This window comes from Pareuzebyella sediminis (assembly GCF_008367235.1).
GTDB classification, from domain to species: domain Bacteria; phylum Bacteroidota; class Bacteroidia; order Flavobacteriales; family Flavobacteriaceae; genus Pareuzebyella; species Pareuzebyella sediminis.
On sequence record NZ_VTZS01000001.1, the window covers coordinates 1258880 to 1281649 of the forward strand.

At 40.3% G+C, this 22770-nt stretch carries 19 protein-coding genes; 15 read left to right on the plus strand and 4 right to left on the minus strand.

Annotated elements, in window-relative coordinates:
* Positions 1-170: 170 nt before the first annotated feature.
* The 5 genes from msrB to msrA (F2B13_RS05355) all read left to right on the plus strand — a co-directional run bounded on the left by msrB (position 171) and on the right by msrA (F2B13_RS05355) (position 2619).
* Positions 171-617, plus strand: a complete 447-nt coding sequence (msrB, locus tag F2B13_RS05335; RefSeq protein ID WP_149276437.1) for a peptide-methionine (R)-S-oxide reductase MsrB — start codon at positions 171-173, stop codon at positions 615-617.
* A gap of 14 nt (positions 618-631) precedes the next feature.
* Positions 632-1183 (plus strand): peptide-methionine (S)-S-oxide reductase MsrA, encoded by a 552-nt coding sequence (gene msrA / locus F2B13_RS05340; RefSeq protein WP_149303502.1) that lies wholly within the window; start codon positions 632-634, stop codon positions 1181-1183.
* Positions 1184-1257: 74 nt separating this feature from the next.
* On the plus strand, positions 1258-1857 hold the full coding sequence (locus F2B13_RS05345) for a uracil-DNA glycosylase family protein (RefSeq protein ID WP_149303504.1): 600 nt from the start codon (positions 1258-1260) through the stop codon (positions 1855-1857).
* Positions 1847-2107 (plus strand): peptide methionine sulfoxide reductase, encoded by a 261-nt coding sequence (locus F2B13_RS05350; protein ID WP_149276245.1) that lies wholly within the window; start codon positions 1847-1849, stop codon positions 2105-2107. Before F2B13_RS05345 ends, F2B13_RS05350 begins: the two co-directional genes overlap by 11 nt.
* Before the next feature lie 5 nt (positions 2108-2112).
* A complete protein-coding gene (gene msrA / locus F2B13_RS05355) occupies positions 2113-2619 on the plus strand; it encodes a peptide-methionine (S)-S-oxide reductase MsrA (RefSeq protein ID WP_149303506.1) in 507 nt (168 codons plus the stop codon).
* Positions 2620-3165: 546 nt separating this feature from the next.
* Here the strand turns inward: msrA (F2B13_RS05355) and F2B13_RS05360 are convergent.
* The gene (locus tag F2B13_RS05360) at positions 3166-4857 is read right to left on the minus strand and encodes a DUF885 family protein (RefSeq protein WP_232625194.1); all 1692 of its coding nucleotides are present in this window, start codon (positions 4855-4857) and stop codon (positions 3166-3168) included.
* 844 nt (positions 4858-5701) lie between these two features.
* On the opposite strand from F2B13_RS05360, the gene F2B13_RS05365 reads away from it, so the two are divergent.
* The 4 genes from F2B13_RS05365 to F2B13_RS05380 all read left to right on the plus strand — a co-directional run bounded on the left by F2B13_RS05365 (position 5702) and on the right by F2B13_RS05380 (position 9250).
* On the plus strand, positions 5702-6133 hold the full coding sequence (locus F2B13_RS05365) for a doxx family protein (protein ID WP_232623011.1): 432 nt from the start codon (positions 5702-5704) through the stop codon (positions 6131-6133).
* 492 nt (positions 6134-6625) lie between these two features.
* On the plus strand, positions 6626-7471 hold the full coding sequence (locus F2B13_RS05370) for a universal stress protein (RefSeq protein ID WP_149276247.1): 846 nt from the start codon (positions 6626-6628) through the stop codon (positions 7469-7471).
* A gap of 19 nt (positions 7472-7490) precedes the next feature.
* On the plus strand, positions 7491-8336 hold the full coding sequence (locus F2B13_RS05375; protein WP_149303507.1) for a universal stress protein: 846 nt from the start codon (positions 7491-7493) through the stop codon (positions 8334-8336).
* A 236-nt stretch (positions 8337-8572) separates the two neighbouring features.
* On the plus strand, positions 8573-9250 hold the full coding sequence (locus F2B13_RS05380; RefSeq protein ID WP_149303509.1) for a cytochrome c biogenesis protein ResB: 678 nt from the start codon (positions 8573-8575) through the stop codon (positions 9248-9250).
* Between the two features lie 276 nt (positions 9251-9526).
* On the opposite strand, the gene F2B13_RS05385 is transcribed toward F2B13_RS05380, so the two are convergent.
* The 3 genes from F2B13_RS05385 to F2B13_RS05395 all read right to left on the minus strand — a co-directional run bounded on the left by F2B13_RS05385 (position 9527) and on the right by F2B13_RS05395 (position 13576).
* Positions 9527-10411, minus strand: a complete 885-nt coding sequence (locus F2B13_RS05385) for a diacylglycerol/lipid kinase family protein (RefSeq protein ID WP_149303511.1) — start codon at positions 10409-10411, stop codon at positions 9527-9529.
* Positions 10408-12348: an LTA synthase family protein gene (locus tag F2B13_RS05390; protein WP_232625195.1), complete on the minus strand. Its 1941-nt coding sequence runs from the start codon at positions 12346-12348 to the stop codon at positions 10408-10410. The genes F2B13_RS05385 and F2B13_RS05390 overlap by 4 nt, the downstream gene beginning before the upstream one ends.
* Positions 12349-13042: 694 nt before the next feature.
* Entirely contained in the window at positions 13043-13576 is a 534-nt protein-coding gene (locus tag F2B13_RS05395; protein ID WP_149276252.1) for an RNA polymerase sigma-70 factor, read from the minus strand.
* Positions 13577-13667: 91 nt separating this feature from the next.
* Between F2B13_RS05395 and F2B13_RS05400 the strand changes: the two genes are divergently transcribed.
* The 6 genes from F2B13_RS05400 (at position 13668) to F2B13_RS05425 (ending at position 22639) form a co-directional block, all read left to right on the plus strand.
* The gene (locus tag F2B13_RS05400; protein ID WP_149303515.1) at positions 13668-14837 is read left to right on the plus strand and encodes a FecR family protein; all 1170 of its coding nucleotides are present in this window, start codon (positions 13668-13670) and stop codon (positions 14835-14837) included.
* Positions 14838-14926: 89 nt separating this feature from the next.
* Positions 14927-18340 carry a TonB-dependent receptor gene (locus tag F2B13_RS05405; protein WP_149303517.1) on the plus strand — a complete coding sequence of 1138 codons (3414 nt, stop codon included), beginning with the start codon at positions 14927-14929 and terminating at the stop codon, positions 18338-18340.
* A 10-nt stretch (positions 18341-18350) separates the two neighbouring features.
* Complete coding sequence (locus tag F2B13_RS05410; RefSeq protein ID WP_198440083.1) at positions 18351-19871, plus strand: RagB/SusD family nutrient uptake outer membrane protein; 1521 nt, start codon at positions 18351-18353, stop codon at positions 19869-19871.
* Positions 19872-19924: 53 nt separating this feature from the next.
* Positions 19925-21259 (plus strand): sulfatase family protein, encoded by a 1335-nt coding sequence (locus F2B13_RS05415; RefSeq protein WP_149276256.1) that lies wholly within the window; start codon positions 19925-19927, stop codon positions 21257-21259.
* A 179-nt stretch (positions 21260-21438) separates the two neighbouring features.
* Positions 21439-22014 (plus strand): Crp/Fnr family transcriptional regulator, encoded by a 576-nt coding sequence (locus F2B13_RS05420; RefSeq protein ID WP_149276257.1) that lies wholly within the window; start codon positions 21439-21441, stop codon positions 22012-22014.
* Between the two features lie 70 nt (positions 22015-22084).
* Positions 22085-22639 carry a hypothetical protein gene (locus tag F2B13_RS05425; protein ID WP_149276258.1) on the plus strand — a complete coding sequence of 185 codons (555 nt, stop codon included), beginning with the start codon at positions 22085-22087 and terminating at the stop codon, positions 22637-22639.
* The last annotated feature ends 131 nt before the right edge of the window (positions 22640-22770 follow it).

The window sequence follows — 22770 nt, forward strand, 5'->3', positions numbered from 1 at the left end:
AAAAATAGAGAGCCCTACGGTGTAATTAGTACCGATTGTTTACGACTAAATACGTATTATACGGTCAATGAATATGGACTTCATTGACAATTAATACGATATAAGACAACTTATTTAAGTTGTTCCCTTTTAACGAAAAAAATTATATGGAAAATACAAAAGAAGAACATATGTTAACTTGGTCCGATGTCATACATTTTGCATCAAAAGGCAATCCCGAGCCCGACCAAAGGGTTACAAAGACCGAAGCGGAATGGAAAGCTATTCTGACCCCTGAACAATTTAGGGTAACCCGTAAGAAGGGAACAGAAGCACCTCACAGTGGAGCCTTGTGTAGTACACATGAACCGGGTATCTACAACTGTGTATGCTGCAATACTCCACTTTTTGATTCCACCATAAAGTTCGATTCCGGAACGGGATGGCCCAGTTTTACCCAACCTATCAAAGAAAATGCCATCAAATATAAAAAAGATTCATCCTTTGGTATGATACGGGTAGAGGTGCTTTGTAATACCTGTGATGCACACCAAGGTCATGTCTTTCCTGACGGACCCGAACCCAGTGGTTTGCGGTATTGTATTAATTCGGAATCCCTCGTACTTCAAAAAGGATAAAAACGGTTAAAGAAATGCCAATTGAAAAACTAGCAACCTTGACCGTAGGCGGTGGATGCTTCTGGTGTTTGGAAGCCATTTTTCAACAAATAGACGGCGTTGAAAAAGTTGTAGCAGGCTACTGCGGGGTTACATGCCCAGGGCATCCTACCTATAGGGAAGTATGCTCCGGAAAAACAGGTCACGCCGAAGTGGTACAGGTCACCTATGACCCTAGGGGGGCAACGTATGCGGATTTATTGAAGATTTTCATGTCAAGCCACAATCCGACATTGACCAACGTCGAAAGGTTTAGTTACGGCTCACAATATCGTTCGGTAATCTTTTACCATGATGAGCAAGAAAAAGTAATGGGCGAAACTATTTTAAGAACACTACAACCCCATTTTAAAGAAACGATCGGCACGGAGCTGCGCCCTATAGAACCATTCTACGCCGCAGAAGAATATCACCAAAACTACTATGATAAAAATAGGAAGGCCCCCTTTTGCGAGGCGATTATCGACCCGAAACTATCGAAACTTCGAAAAATATACCCAAAGCTTGGAAGCAATCCCATATTCTAAGCGAAAAAAATACGAAGACGCTAGTGTCCTTGAAATAGGAGGGTTATCGAAAAACATAGCATCAAACGGAAAGAATGAGTGAAACGAGGTCGAACAAAGCATTGAAAAAACGAATTGAACAGTGCACCTTATGTGCTGGTTCTTTATCTCACGAACCGAAACCGGTATTCAGTTTCGGAGCGAATACAAAAATTTTAATTATTGGTCAGGCACCTGGTAATAAGGTGCACCAAAGTGGAAAAGCCTTCGATGATAAAAGCGGGGACACCTTGCGCACTTGGCTCGGAATCGATCGTGACACGTTTTATAATACAGTTTTTTTCGGTATCGTACCTATGGGTTTTTGTTTTCCCGGTAAGAATCCGAAGGGCGGTGACCTTCCCCCAAGACCGGTATGTGCTCCAAAATGGCATCACCAAATATTCGAACAATTAAAAGATCTAGACTTAGTGCTCTTGGTCGGCCAATACGCCCAAAAATATTATTTGGGCAAGACTGCAAAAAGGAACCTTACGGAAACAGTCAGATGCTACGATGAATACTTACCCACCTATTTTCCCTTGGTGCACCCTTCACCACTTAATTTTCGATGGCACGCTAAAAACCATTGGTTTATTGACAGGGTGGTTCCCGAGTTACAAGAACAAGTACGTAAAATTCTTAATGGAATATAAAAAACTAGTATATCATATCGATCGCATTGCTGAAGGCTATTCGGAAGGTCTGTATCATGGAAAGAAATTCGGTATCGTAAAATCGGTTTTCAATAACGGAAAATCATCTAAAGTATATGCCAAAGAACTGGGCGGCAACAATTTTATCAGTTTGAACTACTATATCACAAAAAACAATCATAAATTAAAACCTTGTGAAATGTCAGATGAAAAGGTAATCAACTTTTTGCGGCATGTTATCTTAAAATAAAGTCTATGAAAAACACAAAAAAAGCATACATCGCAGGGGGCTGCTTCTGGGGAATGGAAGATCTTTTTCGAACAAGACCCGGTATTTTGGATACCGAGGTAGGTTATATGGGAGGGAAAAACGAGAGCCCAACGTATCAAAACCATCCAGGCCATGCGGAGGCCATCGAACTCACCTATGATGTGAACGAAACTTCCTTCAGGGAAATTCTCGATTTTTTCTTTAGGGTTCACGACCCTACTACCATTAACCGGCAGGGGAATGATCGGGGAGATAGTTATCGATCGGCCATATTCTACCAAAATGAAGAAGAGAAAAAGATAGCCGAAGAGGTTATCCATATCGTGGATGCGGCACAACGATGGTCGGGAAAGGTCGTCACCACTTTAGAGGCCTATTCCGAATTTTGGCCGGCCGAATCCTATCATCAAGACTATCTCGTTAAAAATCCTAACGGTTATACATGCCATTTTGAACGGTTCGACACCTTTTTGGAGGAAAACGTCCAATAGTAAAAAATCATGTCATGGTCTTTGCCGAATGCGATCTGATAGGCACCTCGTGCTTTCCCGTAAGGAAGGTCAGCTACACCATCTTACACGCAAATGAGCGTAGGGAACATGTGTTGTCTTCCTTGCTAAAGTAGGGGTTATTTCACCCGTGGCACCGTCAAAGGCCACTTTGTACAGCATCCCTGCAAAAAGGGTCGACCAAAGCTTGTACGGGGCTATAAAAAGTGCGGATTTTGCAACCCTCTCAGCTAAAGTTCCACCTGGTTATCCTTTTGCATAAGAGTATTCCCTAAAACCAGCCATCCCAAATCTTTTTCTTGGAAAAGATAAAAACGTATATACTGTATATCCGTTAAAAACTGATTTGTAATTCCCTGAAATACCATTATACTTCAATGTCGAGAGTAAAAAAGGAAATGCCTTCGGGCGGAAACAGAACCCGGTATCCTATAGATTTTTTAATCTCTATGATTGACTATTTTGGCGATAATCGGCAGTACCTGTACAGCATGGCTTTTGAAACCCCTTGAAATTCTGTTTGCGTGCCTATTTAAATTGTATCGAGAATTCCCACTTGGTCTTATAGTTCTTGTTCAACGGTAATTCTTGGATCAGGGCGCGCAACAACTCTATGGGCATTCTTCCTTCTTTCATCACCCTGTCGTGATATTGCTTTTCCGTCCAGCCTTTTTCCAACATTTCGTTCCGCAGCGCATAAAATTGTAAGCCGCCGATCATATAAGCCAGTTGATATAGTGGTGGGTAGCTCGTGGTGAACGAACGACGGACCTCAGCCTCGGCATTGGCATACTCATGCCCTACCCCGTTTACCAATAGGTCGATACACTCTTGTGGAGTCATTTCGCCCAAATGGAACTTCAAAGAGAAAATAATTCGTGCACATCGGTGAATTCTCCAAAAGAGCATTCCTAATTTTTGCTCTGGTGTTTGAGGAAAATCTTTGTTCCACAAAATAATTTCCCAATACAGGGCCCAGCCCTCTGTCCAGAATGGCGTGGAGAAAGCATTCCGGTAATTCTTATGGCGACTGGTCATAAAATATTGCAAATTATGACCAGGTAGCAATTCGTGTTGTACCGTGGGGAATGAGAAATTCGGATTATTCCCTCGCATACTCATCAATTTATCGTCATGGGCCATTTCATGAGTAGGATATGAAATGCTAATCTCCCTTCCCCCGGTGAAAAATGGATTGACTTTTTGCCGTTCCGGGGACATCATGATCATGCCCCAAGTTTCCTTGGCCAGGTCAGGAAGGGTAATCAAATCCCTTTCCTCAATGAACGCCACGGAATGGTCGTAGAGATTCGTAATGGTCTGGGGCTGTTCCCCCGCTGGAACATAGGTGTTTTTTACATGTTCTAGAGCAGCTTGCCAATCATTTCCGTAGCCTAACTCTTGCGAAGCCTTTATCATTTCATTTTTGCACCAGTCAAATTGTTCTTCAGCCGCAGCTATAAGCTCTTCGGGCGTGTAGGGTATAAAAGCCATGGCAAGGCTTTCATTGAGTGCATCCAAACCGATTGGTTTGCCAACAATTCCACTGCCATCATCTTTGACACTATCTTGTGAATAATTGCTTTTTAGGAACTCAATGTAGTATGTTAACTTTTGATCAAGCTTTTCATAGGGTTCTTTTACCCACCATGTAAAATCGGGGTCGTAGCCATAGTAAAAATCATAAGCCTCTTTAACTCCCTCTCGAAATGACACAATCAATTTCGCCGCCTTTTCTGCCGTTTGCCAATCTTTAAAGGGCCTCGATTGCAACGATTTCATTTTCGTTGTCACCGTTTCTTTCGCATCATGGAATTTTTGGGCCACTATTTTTGCATCCGGCTTTTTTCCCCTTCGTCGTTCCTCAATAAACGGAAAAATATCTTTGGTAAAGTGGCCTATTTCGCTCACTTCTTTGAAAGCGGTGTAGTCCAGTTCCAAAAAATACTTCCCTTTGGCAACCAAATTTTTCAATAGCACAAAGTCTACCTTACCCTGTTGGGAGAGTGAATTAAAATCAAGAGCGGCCATTCTCTTTTGCCATTCGTCATAAAAGGTCGAGAATCTAGTATAGTATTCTTCGGATTCTTCTATGTTGTAGGTTCGCTTCAAGGCACTTTTGTCTGCCTCAAATTCGTTTACCAAATCGGCCAATTTGCTATTTTGTGCCCATAGAATGGGGGCAGCCATAACCATCAACGTTAGTATTATTTTTCTCAAACCTAATTTATTTTTGTTTAGTAATTGCTTTTTCATTTTAGACTATACTTGATTATCCAAACTTCAAGCTATGCTTTTCATTACCAATCAACGAGCGCATCCTTTATAGTCAAGAAGGGTTTAAAAATCTGGATTGCCTAATTGTTCAACCCTGATCTATGATACTTTCCATTCTATTTCAAGATAGCATCTAGATGATAAGGATCGACATCTTATTGAAATTTTTTACTCACCAATTTTTGCCCAAGGTTACAATATCGAAAAGTTTCCCCTGCCTTTTATCGTTGGTATTGTTTATAAACCACAAGACATCATTTTCGAGCCCATGAAAATCAAAGGATGCGTATATTACTTTATCGCAAAAAGGGAATCTAAAGCGTTGGCCTTTTTATATTCCTCTACCGTTCCCTGAGCAAATACTTGGGTTGACGCCAATACGATTAAAAAATAAACATATTATTTGCAATAAAGGCTCCGTACCATAAAAGAGTTCAAAACTAAGTATTATACCCCGATACCTATCAGTTTACAGGTAGCTCATATTTTTACTATATAAATCATAACGAGATCATAGAGGAAATAAATTAGTGTACTTAAGCCCTTCTCCCTTAAATGGAATCATATGTTAAAACATGAAGTGGAAGCTACAACGATCAAGAATTCACATATTATGAACTGATTTCCCACAGGCGGTTGACATGCACCAGACCACGTAGAACCGGTTCAAAAACCTGACAAATATCATCTTTTTCAGCGCCCAGGTACCTTAGTTTAGCCATATTTCGAAAAAACAACGATTATCCCATATTTTGCATATTCAAAATAAAACACCAAACAGCTCATTATGAAAACAATCGGCCTCTATTTATCGCAACGCATAGAGGGTAATTCCTTGTTACCTATCTGTATAGGAGTCATTTACATCTGGTTCGGCTTACTGAAATTTTTTCCTGGTGTAAGTCCCGCCGAAACTATTGCCCTGAACACCATTCATGAGTTGACCCTTGGGTATATTCCATCTCGATTATCACTTTTATTATTGGCTTTTTGGGAAACGGCCCTGGGCATTCTATTAGTTACCGGGCTACTGAAGAAAATGGCTTACAAAATCGCACTCTTGCATATGATACTGACCTTCACCCCTTTTCTGTTCTTCCCAGACCAAACCTTTACCAGTGCGCCCTTCGGACTCACATTATTAGGACAGTACATTATGAAAAATATTGTCTTCTTAGGCCTCTTAGTGTTTTTACTCAGAAAAGAACAAAAAGGGTAAATACTTTGAAATTTTAAAAAGGAAAAAACAATTCAGACGGCCCTAATAAAAGACTCCATAAATACAAGGTATACTGACCTTTGACTCATGAGATCAATTGGAAGAAGCCCTCAATGTTTAAGATTTTCTCCCTACCATTTCCTAGCCCTATTTTTTAGACCTTCACACACTACTTCACTAGAATCAGATTGTTTACAAGAGGATCTTATGTTCGGTTTCTTAGCGATTTCCCTAAAATATAGAAACTTTCGAAACAGCATTCGAAAGAAAAGGAACCGAAATAACTCAAAGTTGCTATCGCGTACGGGCCTGCCGGCTGTCTATACAAAATCAAATTTGTAAATAATACTGACTCCGGTCAAGAGCTGCTATTCAAAAAAACACGAAAAAATATGGCTTCCACCACATGCACTTGAGAAGTGTATGATGATATTAATCATAGTTTTCCATTGAGTAGGGTACTACATTTAGACTCATTGCAATCTTGAGATTATGAGAACTATATTGATTCCTACCGACTTTTCACAGAATGCCCAACATGCCATTGACTATGCCCTTAATTTATATAAAGGTGAAAAAATTAACGTCTATTTTATACATGCCTATGCCGACGAGGTACACGGACCTCTTATCAAAGGGAACGGCGAATCTATAGAAGCTCAAAGAAAAGCCGTCAAAGCTAGAACTGATCAAGCACTTGAAAAGTTGACCAGTGATGTACGTGAAAAAACCCTTAATCCGAAACACTCTTATGAATGGGTATCGGCCTTTAAATCGTTGGTCAATGCCATGAACGATTTTGTCAAGGAGCGAAATATCGATTTGGTCATAATGGGCACACAGGGACAATCGGCGAAGAAAAAAATCACCTTCGGTAGCCATACCGTTCAGGTATTTAAATATGTACAATGCCCGGTTTTGGCTATTCCCGAAAATTATGAATTCCGAGAACCGAAAAAGATTGTATTTCCAACTGATTTTTTGCTGCCTTATAAAACCAGGGAACTAAAGCTTTTAAATGAAATCATAGCAGAATATAAATCTGAAGTTCATTGTCTCCATATCTCCGATTTTGATGAGTTAAGCCATAGACAGCTTAACAATAAGCAGTTTCTTCGTGAATCTTTGACACAAGCCGCTATAGTTTTTGAAACAACTCCTGTCAAGAACAAAGCGGAATCTATTTTAGAATATATCAATGAGAATGAAATAGATCTACTAACGATGGTCAATTCTCGTCATTCGTTATTCGAGGACATGCTGTATAGATCTACCATCGACGAAATAGGACTACATCCAAAAGTACCTTTCTTGGTGATGCAAAATCTGTCAAGATAAACCTTAAAGTTTTGAAACGATGAAAAAAATACTCCTGCCCACTGATTTTTCCGACAATGCCTGGAATGCCATTTTTACGGCCTTAAAGCTTTATGCAGACGTAAAATGCCAATTCTATATCGTACACGCATACGAGCCAAAAGCAATAAATCTTCTTGGCCGAAAAACCCAACAACGGCTCGGGGTCATTTACGACTCGCTCTCACAATACTCCGAACAGGAATTAGAAAAGGTCATAGGGTACTTAGATCAAAACCATTCGAATGCCAATCACAGGTTTGAGTCCATCTCAAAATCCGAAACCTTGGAAGAGGCCATAGCGGAAATAATTACCGAACTGGATATTGACCTTGTGGTAATGGGTACCCAAGGCGCATCCGATGTAAAGGAAGTTTTCATGGGAAGCAATACGGTCAATGTTCTAAAAAAGGTCAAAAATTGTCCGGTTCTGGTTGTTCCCTCAACCTATAATTTCCGGCAGCTGCACAAGGTAGCCTTTCCCACTGATTTCATAAGAACCTATGAAAAGTATGAGCTTATGCCCCTAACCGAATTGGTTTCACTTTGGAAGGCTCAGATAGAGGTTTTGCATGTGGGCATCGAATTTGTCTTGAACGATGCGCAGCTATCGAATAGAAAAAATTTGGAGCATCGGTTTTCAAGTGTAAACTACTCATATACCAACGTTCCCTTTGAAGGGAGCGTCTCCAAAAGTGTGGAAAAATACGTTCTGCAAAATGAGGTGGACTTCATGGCCATGATACGCCACCACCATACGTTTTGGGAAAAAGTCATTGGGGAGCCTGTTGTGAAAAAAATCGCCTTTCACTCGAAAGTTCCCGTCTTGATGCTTCCGGAACATTGAAAACCTTGATAGTATAACTTTTCTACTCCATTTTATAGTCAACTACTTCCATTACTTTGGAATCTAATTAGACCCTTTACGTTTGAGTAATTCTCTATGTTCGACTGTTATACTAAAAAGAAAGACATAATACATTGGGCTTTTTCGATTCTCACCATAGAATAGAAGTTCTCATATTTCTTTATGTCATGCGATTTTGTCTCATACCCAAATAGTTAAGCACCGGCCAGTACGCTATGATAAACAACTTCCAAAAACCCAAAAGATTATTTTTCAGTCTATTTAATACTAAGGCAGCTGGACTCTATTTAATTCTATTCGCCGCTGCCATAGGTATCGCCACTTTTGTAGAGAATGATTTTGGCACCAGCGCGGCTCAAAAGGTGATATTTAAATCTTGGTGGTTTGAATTATTGCTCTTTTTATTCGGTATTAGCATTCTTGTAAATATTTTCAAGTTCCGAATGATACCTCAAAGGAAATGGCCTATACTGCTTTTTCATACATCTATACTAATCATTTTAATAGGTGCGGGAGTCACAAGGTATTTTGGCTTTGAGGGCGTAATGCATATTCGAGAAAACAATGCATCGAACAGTTTTTTATCTTCTAATTCATTTTTAAAGTTTAACGTTTCCAAAGGAGGCCAGACCTACGATTTTGAAGAACCGGTATTATTTGCCTCCTTGGGTAGTAATGAATGGCATGAATCTTATTTACTTGGTGAAGATTTAATTGAGATAAAAGTCACAGGTTTTATTCCCAACCCAAAACAAAGGTTGGTTGAGAGCATTAATGGCAAACCCACATTACAACTGGTAATTGCCGGATTAAACGGTAGGGAAGAATATTTCATACATCAAGGTCAAACCAAGCGCATACGTAATCTTGTATTCAATTTCAAGGAAACGTAATTACCTAATGCCTTTAATATTGTTCTTCGCAATGACTCCCTATTGTTTTCTTCCGACAAGACTTTTACACAAACCGTAATGGCCACCCAACAAAAGGATACCATTATTGGCTCCGACACCTATAATTCCCTGTTCTTACGATCGCTGTATTCTGATGGCTTTACAAGGCCTAGACAGCCTCGCTCGACCTAATTACAGAATGTTGACACCACGGAACCTATTCAATAGCTTACGTGTAACTATGAACAAAGTCAACTATAAAACCATGGGTAAAAACTAGACCAGTACTTTAAGTGCATTGGGAAGCACCTCAATTTCTATTTCCTTTTTGTCAACGACCAATGATTCACCATCTTGTTGGGTAAGCCATTTATAGCTTCCGTTTTCACTGACCAATTTTAGACTACGCACCTGTTCATGATGAAGCCCTTTGATACGTTTGGACTGTCTAAGCAGCACTAAGAAGCTAATCCACAAGATTTTTAACTTGTTTGTGTTCTCGATTAAAACTACGTCCAAAAGTCCATCTTTCAACGATGCTTTTTTTGTAAGCGAGACGTTATACCCCAATATGCTGGAGTTCGATATGAAAAATAAAAATGGACTGATATTTCTACTTTTTCCGGCCAATTCGACGGAAATATTCTCCAAAGATTTGAACTCAAAAAATGTGGTAACTATAGACTTTATATAGCCAATTAACCGGTGTCTACCTCCCAATTGATAGCAATTGATGACCTCAGCATCAAAACCGATACCCATATTGCTGAAAAAATAAGATTCATTAGCTCTACCAATATCTATAAGGGAGGTATTATTTCGTTTGATCAACGCAATTGACTCCACTATATCTTTGGGAATGTTCAGACTGGCAGCCAAACCATTACCAGAACCTATGGGTATAATACCTAAAACAATCTCGGAATTCACTAGAATAGATGCGACTTCATTGATAGTTCCGTCACCTCCGCAAGCAACAATGATCTGGGCTTTCTCAACCACAGATTCTTCAGTTAAAAGTTTAGCATGTCCTTTATAATTGGAATATTTGACTACCGTTTTGAATTTATCTGTTTCAAAGAATTTATTGAGATAGTGTTCGGTAATCCAATTTTTTCCTCCTCCTGCTATTGGGTTTACAATGAAATGAACAATTTTCATGGGTTCATTTTTACGGTTAATCCGTGATTATTGTACAAATAATCAGCCACTTGAAAATAGGATATTGTTTCCTTTAAAAATTTATTGTTTAAAGGCAGTGGATCAAGACTGTTATCCGACGTATCCCAGTGATAAAAATTTGCCGTTTTTTGATCTCCAAGCACCATTAACCCATCACTCTTTAAGAGTCCCAATTTTCTGTAATTCCCAATAAATGCCCGTTCATCTTTCTTGGTCATTTTAAAGATATCCTTGCCGAACAGGTTACTTTCGTAATCCCACCCCAATTGAGCGAACAAAGTTGGGAAAATATCGATTTGGGAACATAGCTTGTCTACATGCTTGTTTTTAATTCCCTTCAGGTTCACTATCAATGCCGGTATACGGTAATTGGCAACATCTAATTCCCAACGTCCAGCACTACTCCCACAATGATCGGCCATAAATACAAAAACCGTAGTATCAAACCAGGGTTTTTTCTTTGCCTCCATTAAAAACTCATGAATAGTGAAATCCGTATATTTTATCCCTCCATTTCTACCCGACCCGGATGGAATATCAATTTTACCCGAGGGATAGGTAAAGGGTTTGTGGTTGGAGGTCGTCATGATAAAATTGAAGAACGGCCTGCCGCTAGCTGCATAAATATCCGATTCCTTGATGACCTTTCTATAAATATCCTCATCACAGACACCCCAAGCATTTTCAAACGTCACTTCATCGTCCTCAATATTTTTTCTGGTCGTCACTATGTCACCGTCAGGTAGGAACCCCCTACCCCTATCAACGATATCGAACCCATTACCGCTAAAATATTTGTCCATATTGTCAAAATATCCATCGCCCCCATAAAAGAAAGTCCGGCTATAGCCTTTTGATTTAAATACTTCCCCTATGGTGAACAAGTTTTGGTTCTTCGGTCGCTTAACGATACTTCTTCCAGGGGTTGGAGGTATCGAGAGTGTAATAGCCTCCATACCGCGAACGGTTCGGGTACCCGTAGCAAATAAATTGTCAAACGAAATTCCTACTTGCATTAATGAATCCAAGGTAGGTGTCAGATTTTCTCGATTGCCGAAAGTTCCAAGGTATTTGGCACTTAAGCTTTCGATACATATAAAAATTACGTTGGGCTTCTTTTCTTGCCCTTCATTTTTGACAAATCTTCGTATGCTCAATGACGGCTCAAATCTCTTTTCTTGACCCTCCCTTAGATATTCATTTACTTTCAAAAAGGCTTCTTCATTTTTCTCTGTTCTATAGAACTCGGAATAATTAAGTTCGTTGTTTCTGAAGGCTGCGAAAAATGAATATATTCCTGCTTTTGCTAGCTCATTATTGTAGCGATTCTCGTAAATTTCGGCATACTCGTTTTTAACGAACAGGGTGAAACAAAGCATTATCCCAAGAACTATTGTAGCAGGTAGTATTCGCTTTTTAAAGCTGTGCTTACTCTTAAAGGTCTTTTGAAAAATTCCTACTTTTTCCACAAAGTATATCGTTACGCCGACCCCTACCAAAATACCCCCAATCAAAAGCGGTAAAGGATAGGATTCATTTATATTTTTAACGACCTCATAGGTGTAAATCAGGTAGTCTACAGCTATAAAGTTAAACCTTCGATGAAACTCGCTCCAAAATGTAATTTCCGCAAAGAATGAAAAGTAGATGATTAGAAGTCCTACTGCAAAACCCAAATAACATAAGATTCTATCCACATATGTACCTATGAACTTTTTGGGCATGGCCATAAAATAAAGGGCGGCCACTGCCCCAAAAAAAGATACTGTACCCAAATCATAAAATAATCCAATCAAAATTATTGAGGAGAAACCAAGTACCCCATTGTCGACTTCAGAAAAATTCCATATTAAAAATACCAACCTGAGAATAAATGAAAGGCAGAGAAATATTAAGGTAAATGTTTTTACTAACATAAACCGTTTTGAGAATTGAAAACGCATTTTAGTTCAAACAGTTTTGTCTTTTGTTTAAAAGAAATAAATTATCCGGAGGCCTATAGCACATTTTTTAAACAACCTAATTGACAAAATTACTAGAAAAGTAATGTTAATTTTTTTTTAAAATAATAGACCAGTTGCAACGCATAATGTATGCCATTGACCTCATATCTTTTAGCGTACTGAAAACCTTATTATATACTTTTTTGATACAAAGAAAACCGCATTCAAAAAGTATTAATACTTCTGACTATGGTTCTGATACCTATTCAGGAAAAAATTGGGTTTAATAAGAAACGGAGAAAACGATCAAGTATTGTTTTGAATGAAATGGTCTACCTATTCTATTTATGACCTTATTAGGTTTCGTAAAAAACTAAAAATACATATACTCCAACCATTAATTTTACTCATGAGATTGTGAAGTAAGACCGCCCTATCATAGTCATTTAAAAACAAGTTGGTCTAATTTAATTTCCCAAAAATATCCGAAAAAGTCTATAAGAAAGAAATGCCGAGACAAGTCTAATGGAATTGAATTTTATTTTCTGAAGTCAGAGTCCATACTCGGGTTTAGAGTAAATCGGGTACAGTTTTCTAAAGCTAATGAAAACCACTTCTTAGTCATCACAATCAACTTTGACCTCTTTTAGTCATTAGTAGCCTAGAACTAAAGCATAAACGAAGTGGCATTTGCCCTTAAGAAATGAAGTGCTTTTGTCATCTGGTTTTCTACGGTCTTCACAGATATGCCCAAATCCAGAGCAATTTCTTTATATTTTTTTTTCTGTAATTTGTTTTGGATAAAAATCTCCTTACAACGCGGGGGCAATTCATTGATCAAATCATCCAATTTTTTCAGTTTGGTTTCCTTTAAGTCTTGCTCCAAGGTAGCTTCCGAAATTACATCCCACTTAATCTTATCGAGCTCATCGAATCTAAGCTTCTGGCTCCGAAGGTGTAATAAAAATTGATTATGACATGTCTTAAAAAGGTAATTCTTAAGGGACGATGTAATCAAAATAGTCTTTCTTTTCTCCCACAAGATTACCATAGCACTCTGAACAATATCCTCTGCCAAATGTCGGTCACGGCAAAGTTTGAAGATGTAGTTGCACAGCCAATCATAGTATTCACTAAATAAATAGCGATATGCCTTTGAATGACCCTTTCGTAGTCCGGAGATTACTTTTTGTTCTTTCATTATGGCCGATTATCAATCAAATCTAAGAAAAATTAAAAATAAGTAGGGGTTTTTTGAATTTATTGTATCCGATAGATAAAAGTATTACTGAATGTCTAAACATTTATTACTAATCGATAGGTTTTTAGAGGGCTCGATATCGCCTGATGAGCGCATAGCTTTAAAGAATTGGGTGTTAGAAAGCGAGTCCAACATGGACTTTTTCAAAAAGCGCATTAAAGAACCTAGTCAAGACATCTCTTTTGATTTCGACTCGGATTCGGCATACCAAAAATTTTTGAAGTCCTTAGAATCAGGGAAAAAGCCAAAGAAACATGTCCAAAAACTCTTGAAATATGCGGCAATACTAGCTATATTATTGACATCAGGCATTTATATAAATCGACAACTAAAATCAAGTGCTTCTACTACACCTATAAAAGTCGTCGAAAGCAAGGAAACACCAAAGACCGGTCAGGAAATTATGATTACATTTTCGGATGGAAACTCAAAAACACTGAGCTCCGATGCCACCGAGAAAGTAACGGACTCAAAAGGAAATATCATAGCAAGCCAACGTGGAAACTCACTTAAATTTGGTGGTCAAAAGGAGACACGAGGGTCAGAAGAGTTATACAACGAAATCTATATCCCATTCGGACAAACGTTCAAATTAGTACTTTCAGATGGTACTCTGGTATGGTTAAATGCCGGTTCGAAACTTCGTTTCCCGACAAGTTTCAACGGTAGTGAAAAAACCAGGACGGTGTATTTGGACGGTGAAGCCTATTTAGAAGTCGTCACCAACAAGCAGAAACCGTTTATCGTGAACACACAGGAAGTAGGTGTGAAGGTATTAGGTACCAAATTTAATATCGCTTCGTATGATACCGACGACTATATCGCCACAACCCTGGTAGAAGGGTCGGTAAATGTCTACGAGACAAGAGCTCCCGAAAATGCGATTACACTGAGTCCAAATTTCCAAGCCAAGTATCAAAAAATCGGAAACAATTTTAGCACGACCTTAGTCGATACCGATGTATTTACCTCTTGGATGAGAGACCGTTTAATCATCGATAACTTAAAATTTTCTGAAATCTTGGCAAAACTTGAGCGCAAGTACTTTGTACAGTTCATCAATAAGGCCGGGCACTTGAACAATGAAGTGTTTAAGGGGGAGTTTGTTGATGAGGATATCGAATCCGTACTTAAAACCATTTCGCTGAGTACACCCTTTAATTACGAAATAAATCAAAATACAATCACCATAACACCGTAACATAAAAAAGTAAGGGAAGTGTTGGAGCACTCCCCTTATGATAATGATCATTAATAGACCAGTACTAACAATCAAAAACATTCAAAATTATGAAAAAAAGTGATGAGGACAATTCGCTCGACAAAGAGCGTCATAAAGGATTGCATCTAAAAATGAAGTTTTGCTTTCTTTCCGCTTGTTTGATGATGTTTCAGTTATCCGCCCATACGGTACTGTCCCAGAAAAGGGTCGACTTAAATTATAGTGAAGTACCGTTAAAACGTATCCTGAACGAAATCCAGTCACAGACCGATTATCGGTTTTTTTATAACATCAAAGAAATAGATGACACCCAGAAAACTAGCTTGAGCGCAAGCAAGGCAACTGTACCCGAAGTCTTGAAAAAATTGGCCTTAAAAGCCCATTTTGAGTATAAAATCAACAAGAACCAGATTATTCTTACCCGAAAAAAAGTTGCCGTACTTGAGTTACAAAAAACGCAGATAAACGGTACGGTGAAGGATCAAAACGGTTCTCCCCTACCTGGGGCGAGCATCGTTGAAAAGGGAACTACAAACGGCACCCAAACGGATTTCGACGGCAATTTTACCCTTGAACTTTCGGAGAGCAATAGTATTTTGGTGGTTTCCTATATCGGTTTCGCAACCAAGGAAATAGCGGTGAACGACCAAACGGAATTCGATATCGTCTTGGAGGAAAGTGCTGCTGGTTTAGATGAGGTCGTAGTAGTAGGCTACGGGCTCCAGAGCAAAAGAAAAGTAACCTCCGCGATATCGGAGGTAGATATGGATGGTGCCCAAGACATGCCCAATTCCAATTCGGGCCAAGTGCTTCAAGGTAGGGTCTCCGGTGTTACCGTGGCAGAGAACAACGGATCCCCAGGAGCTGCACCCAGTATCAGGGTCAGGGGAATTAGTTCCATCAACGCCGGAATCGAGCCCTTAGTGGTCATCGATGGTTTTCCCGTCGGTAATGGTATTCCGCAAAGTCTTAATCCAAATGATATTGAGAAAATAACCGTCTTAAAGGATGCGGCATCGACTTCTATTTATGGTGCCCGGGGTACCAATGGTGTCATATTGATACAGACCCTTAAGGCAAAAGAATCTCAAAGTGAGCTGACGTACAATGGAACAAGCGGTTTTCAATCCGTGCCGAATAGTTGGCGTCCCAAAACACTGAACGCCCAACAGTATGCACAATATAATGTCGAAAGAGTACAAGAAATCAATGAAAGGAGTGGCACCGATTCGCCGGTACCCCAGATTTATCTCGACGCTTTAGGCAATTCACGGAATAGCGGAACGGATTGGCAAGATTTGCTTATGCGAAATGCTCTTTTTCAAGACCATAATCTGACCTTTAGAGGGGGAAACAGCAAGTTTAGAGGGGTCGTGTCCGCAGGCTATTTGAGCCAACAGGGTACGCTTCTTAATACGGACTTCTCACGCCTATCGCTTAGGGCAAATACCGATGCATCCATCAGTGACTGGTTAAAAGTGGGCACGAACATGTTTGTTTCATTTTCGGATAACAATTCGATTCCGGAAAGCGGATCAAGGGGAGTAATTATGAAAGCTGTGACGGCAAGTCCGCTTCAATCGCCATTTGATGCGGAAGGTAATCTAAGGCCGTACATCCCCGCCGATTCCCCAGGATATTTTGCCTATGCCAATCCAATATTCGAGGCGCAAGCGGTTACGAACGAACGTATAGAAAGGGACATCAATGTAAGCGTGAACTTGGATATGGAAATTTTACCAGGTCTCCATTATAAGCCCCAATTATATGGGCGTCTCTTGACCCGAGAAGTAAATACCTTTACGCCAAGTACCATCGGAAGATTTGCCATAGGCAACGCCTCCAACCTTTCGCCGGGAGCACCACCTTTTGTGAACTCCGGTACGAATCAAAAAAGTGATATTACCAACTGGGGTATTGATAATCTTTTGAACTATGATGCTTCATTCGGCAATCACTACCTAAGCGTACTTCTAGGTTATACCGCACAAAAGCAGAGTGGGGAACTATCTACTATCAATGGAACCGGGTTTCCGAGCGACGCTACCCTCAATTACCTTGAGGCAGCGGAGGTGTCGGCAGCCGTTACGGATTTGACCAATTGGTCGTTAGCTGCCTATTTTGCCCGAATTAGCTATGACTACAAATCAAAATATTTGTTGGAGATGAATTTTAGAAGGGAGGGGTCATCCAGGTTTGGAGCAGATAACAAATACGGTAATTTTCCCTCAGCCTCGGTGGGCTGGAGGGTTTCCGAAGAAAGCTTCTTCCCAGAGGATTTCGTCATGAACGAACTAAAATTCAGAGCGAGTTATGGGGTAACCGGAAATTCGGCCATTGGAGATTTCGACCGATTTGGTACGTTACTCTCCATTCCGAACCTTAGTAACCTTAGCAATAATTTCAACTACGTGTTGAGCGACAATATTGAAATTGGAAAGTCTTTAACCTCCTTAGGGTCGAGCAACCTAAAATGGGAGACGAGCAGACAACTGGACCTAGGACTATCCATGGGTTTTTTCAGGGATGCGATTACCCTTAATGCCAGCTATTTTGAGAAAACAACGGAAGACATGCTCTTTAACCTTTCCATTCCGAGAGCATCCGGTTTTGGTTCGACACGAACCAACATTGGCGAAATGGTCAATAAGGGTGTTGATATTGAGTTGGCGACTAGAGTGAATGGAGAAAACTTTACATGGAACAGTAACTTGAATCTCTCGTTCATTAAAAATGAGGTCACCTATTTACCGGAAGAAATTTCCCAGATTGTCTCCAGATGGAATATTACCCAAGTGGGTCTGCCCGTAGGCTCTCTACGCGGACATGTCATCGAGGGAATTTTCAATACACAGGAACAACTTGACGACCCTAACCTATTTGCATGGCCGGGTGCGCGGGAACTCGGTGCTTATATTTTTAAGGATATCAACGACGATGGTATTATCAGCGGAGTAGATATGGAGGATATCGGAAATCCCCATCCCAAAGTTATATTGGGGTTTAACAATGTTATCAACTATAAAAACCTATCGCTTTCGATATTGACCACTGGCGCATTCGGATATCAAATCATGCCGCAGGTGAACGAGGTGTTCTACAATCAAAAAGGCAGATGGAACGTGAGTCCAGAAGTAATGAACAGATGGAGGTCGCCCGACAATCCAGGAGACGGATTGCTTCCGGCCATACCTTTTCCGCGCTCGCATAATGCCTCTAATCTTTGGTTGGAAGACGGAGATCATGTATGGATCAAAAATGTTACGCTAGGATACCAAATACCGGTTTCCGCACTTGAAAACACCTTTATTTCGGCACTACGTTTCCATTTTGGCGTTCAGAACTTGGCAAAATTCACCAGTTACTCCGGGTGGAATCCACAGGTGAGTACGTTCGGCAACAACCCACAACAATTGGGAGTCGATGATTTTACCTACCCTACGAACCGCACCTACACCCTTGGTGTCAACCTTAATTTTTAAACCCATAGTGATGAGAAAATATAAATCAACAATACCATCAAAGATTTTACTACTATTGCTGGCCACATTACTATTATCGGCCTGTGATGACGAATTTTTAAACGTTACCCCGAACCATTTTTTGACCGAAGGTAACTTTTACCAAACCGAAGACGATTTTGATCAGGCCGTATTGGGAGTGTATGGAAGTTTACAAGATTATGTACTAAGCGCTCATTTTTTAGAGGAAGGAAGATCTGACAATACCACCTATGACAATCTCTTGGACCAAGGCTCGCTGGGGGGATCAAGGCAGTACGGTTTTCTTGATCAATTCTTATTGACCTCGGACGCAGGACCGATCAGTGAAGCATGGAACACTATTTACAGTGCCATAAAAGACTGTAACGTTACGATGTTCTATTTAAACAATAGCCCGGAAATCGACTCTGCATTTGCAACACAGGCCGAAGCGGAACTACGTTTTTTCAGGGCATTTTACCATTTTGTCGCCGTAAGGTATTGGGGCGATGTACCCTTGCTCATTGAACCGATCGGCTCTGCCGAAGAGGCATTCGCTATCGAGCGAAATCCAATTTCCGAGGTCTATGCCGCCATCGTTCAAGATGCGGAATTTGCCATGGCCAACTTACCGGCTTCCTATTCCGGAAACGATGTGGGGCGCGTCACCCAGGGCGCGGCAAGAATGCTTCTGGCAAAGGTCTATCTGACTCGGGGCGATTACGCCAATGCACAAACCCAATTGAATACCCTTGTTAACTCCAATCAATATCGGTTGCTGAACAACTACGCCGATGTCTTTGACCCGGCAAATAAGAACCATGCCGAATCGATTTTTGAGGTACAGTTCAAGGAAGGTCCGGAAGGCGAAGCCAGTAATTTTATCTACCAATTTGCTCCGGTAGGATCTAGGGGGGTGGTTATCTTAGGGCCGGAAAACAGTCCAGGTCGTAATATCCCAACATTGGATATGGTGGATGCGTACGAGGTGGACGATTTAAGGAAAGATATATCCATTGCTTTCTTTGACAGAGATCCCAGTCCGCTGTATTATGTCAACAAATACGACCACGATTCAGATCCCGATTTCTCAAGGGCACCTGATAATTGGCCTATTTACAGGTATGCCGATGTTTTATTAATGCTCGCCGAAGTTATTAATGAACAAGGCTACCAAACGGGTACGTCATTCGATATGTTGAATATGGTCAGAAGTCGGGCAGGATTGCCAGAACTGACCCCGAGCCAACTGCCTGATCAAGAATCATTTCGCGAAGCAGTTGCCCAAGAACGAAGGGTTGAACTCGCCTTTGAAAACCATCGTTGGTTCGATTTGGTTAGAACAGGCAAGGCTGTTGAAGTAATGACTGCCTTTGGTATTGAAGAAATGGCCAATCCTACCCTTGTACCACCAGATTTTATTGCCTATGGTCCCCAATCATTTCAAATAACCCAAGACAAACTCCTATATCCGATTCCTATAAACGAATTGGACTTAAACCCAAACATGATACAAAACCCCGGGTATTAATGATTCTTTTCAAACCATTACAACGCGGTGTATTTAAACCTAAAAAAGACAGTATGATCAATAAACTATTCCCACTATTAGCGGTATTGACGCTATCTTGTTTTACTTCCTGCAAAGAGGCCAAACAAGAAACCAAGGAAGAAGTTCAAGAAAATCTTCCGAACATTGTATTTATTCTTTCCGATGACCAGGCGTGGACGGATTACAGCTTTATGGGCCATGAACATATCGAGACCCCGAATATCGACAGGTTGGCCAGGGAAAGCCATACGTTCACCCATGGTTACGTGCCCACTTCATTGTGCTCTCCGTCCTTGGCATCAATAATTACCGGGGTTTACCCCCGATATCACAAGGTATTGGGCAATGACCGGGTACTCCCCACCGATGACAAAGAGGGAAAGCCGGCCTGGACCGCGTCTTGGAGGCATGAAAACTATATTCCGGTAATCGAAAACTTCAAAAAACTGAATACCCTGCCCAAAATGTTAAAGGATAAAGGATACCTCTCCTTTCAAACAGGAAAATGGTGGATAGGGAATCACGCCAATGGAGGTTTTGACTATGGTATGACCCACGGCGATCCCGAACGTGGCGGAAGACACGGTGACTATGGGCTTGAAATAGGCCGTAAAGGCATGGATACCCTTTACAGTTATATCGATTTGGCGATGGAGAAAAAGAAACCTTTTTTTATGTGGTATGCTCCATTTTTACCGCATTCACCCCACAATCCCCCAGACAGTCTGTTGCAAAAATATTTACCAAAAGCACCTACGGAATATGTGGCCAAATACTGGGCCATGTGTGAATGGTTCGATACCACCTGTGGTGAACTGATGGATTATATTGAAGAGAAAGGCCAGACCGAGAATACCCTTTTCGTGTATGTTTGTGACAATGGCTGGGTGCAAAACGAAAACAATGGCGCCTATAATCCGATTTCAAAGCAATCACCCTACGATTACGGATTACGGACGCCGATTATGTATAAGTGGAAAGGAAAGATAACTCCGAATTTTGACGAGCGTTCCCTGACAAGCAGCGTCGATATGGTACCCACGGTATTGGATCTTTTGAATATGGAGCGACCTGACAATCTGGATGGCATCAATGTGCTCGATGATACCGAACGAGAAAATCGAGACGCCATTTTTGGGGAGATCTATAACCACGACTTCAATACGGTAGAAGAAAGTTTAAAATATAGAATGGTGATGACAGATCCTTATAAGCTCATCATACCCAACGAAAAAAATAGGCCTGGCGAAACTATTCAATTGTACAATATTTACGAAGACCCCTATGAAGAGAATAACCTTGCGGACAGCCGCCCTGAAATAGTCGAAAAATTGAAGGGTACGATTGAATCCGAATGGAATGAATAATGTATTTCCAATATACACCGAGGCAATAAGAAGCTAGAACTGATTTTTTTGATTTTTGGACCTTCTATTTTCGGATCTTTTCGCGCTGAACATGGGTAAAAAATACTTAAAAGTAATATTAGGGCGGTACACATCATTTCGTCTACCATTTGCATGGTACTTTACTTTAACTTTGATATATGGATGTATCAAAAATACATAAGACTATTGAGCAGTACACTCCACATTTATCATTAAAATCCCGCAAAGAATTTGCTACGCTTTGTGAAGAACAAAACTTTAAAAGTGGGGTGCTTCTTTTTAAACCAAATCAACCCAATGATTCAGAGTATATACTTCTCAACGGTATTGCACGTACCTTTTTATTAAATACCGAAGGTGACGAAACCACACTATCCTTTTTTGAGGACCATTCAGTTTTACCTCCTTATGTCACACGTACTGCAAACGGAAAGTCTTTACTATACTGTGAAATCATTACCGACTGCACCTTTGCTAGAATCAATGCAAAGGCCTTTGAATCTTTGATGATAGATAATCTAGAGATACGCGATTTCGGAAACACGGTGTTGAGGCAAGAATTATTGAACAAAGTGCATAAAGAAATTCGAATGGCATCTTGGTCTGCCAAAGAGCGGTTAGCGCAATTCCGCAAAGACTTTTCCATGTTGGAAAATAAAATTCCCCACCCGATGATTGCATCCTATTTGGGCATAACCAATGTTTCCCTGAGCCGTTTGAGGAAACGACAATAATCGCTTTTTATCATTTGTTAATTTGGGCGGTACATAACCTTTGTTCCTTTGTAGGATACATCCAAAAAAAATGAAAAAGCTAAGTGTGATTATTGAAAAGAATCTTCAGGTCAAAAAAGTATTGGCTCTTTTAATATTGACCAGCTTGATATATCTTATCATGTTGGGGGTAACCATTCCACTAGTTTCCACTTATGCTGAAGAATTGAAATTGTTGGATATGATGCCGATGGGGTACGACTTCGATGATGTAAACGCGCTGTTCAGTGCCCTTGGCCCCAAGGGCAGGAATGCGTATTTATACAATCAGCTTCCTGTGGATATGATTTATCCTGCCCTTTTCGGCATGAGTTTTTGTCTACTGCTGGCTTATCTTCTGAAAAAGCTGAATAGGTATAATGGTAAGCTGTTCTACCTCTGTTTGCTACCCTTGTTTGCGGGATTTGCCGATTATATGGAGAATGTTGGAATCATCGTTCTATTGACCAATTATCCAAATTTAACATCAGGCCTGGTACCAATAACTGCTTTTTTCAGTCTTCTTAAAAGTGGGGTCACGACCTTGTACTTTCTAATTTTAATAGGGACATTTATTCTATTAGGAATTAAAACCCTAAAAAAATGAAAAAATTATGTGTTTATGAATGACGCTGATGCTAACTTCCAGATTTGCCCCATAATACAAAGGAAGTTGGAAGATAAGGAACTTACAGAGGTATTTTTCAGTCATCGTAATTTTTTCATGTAGTTGGAGTT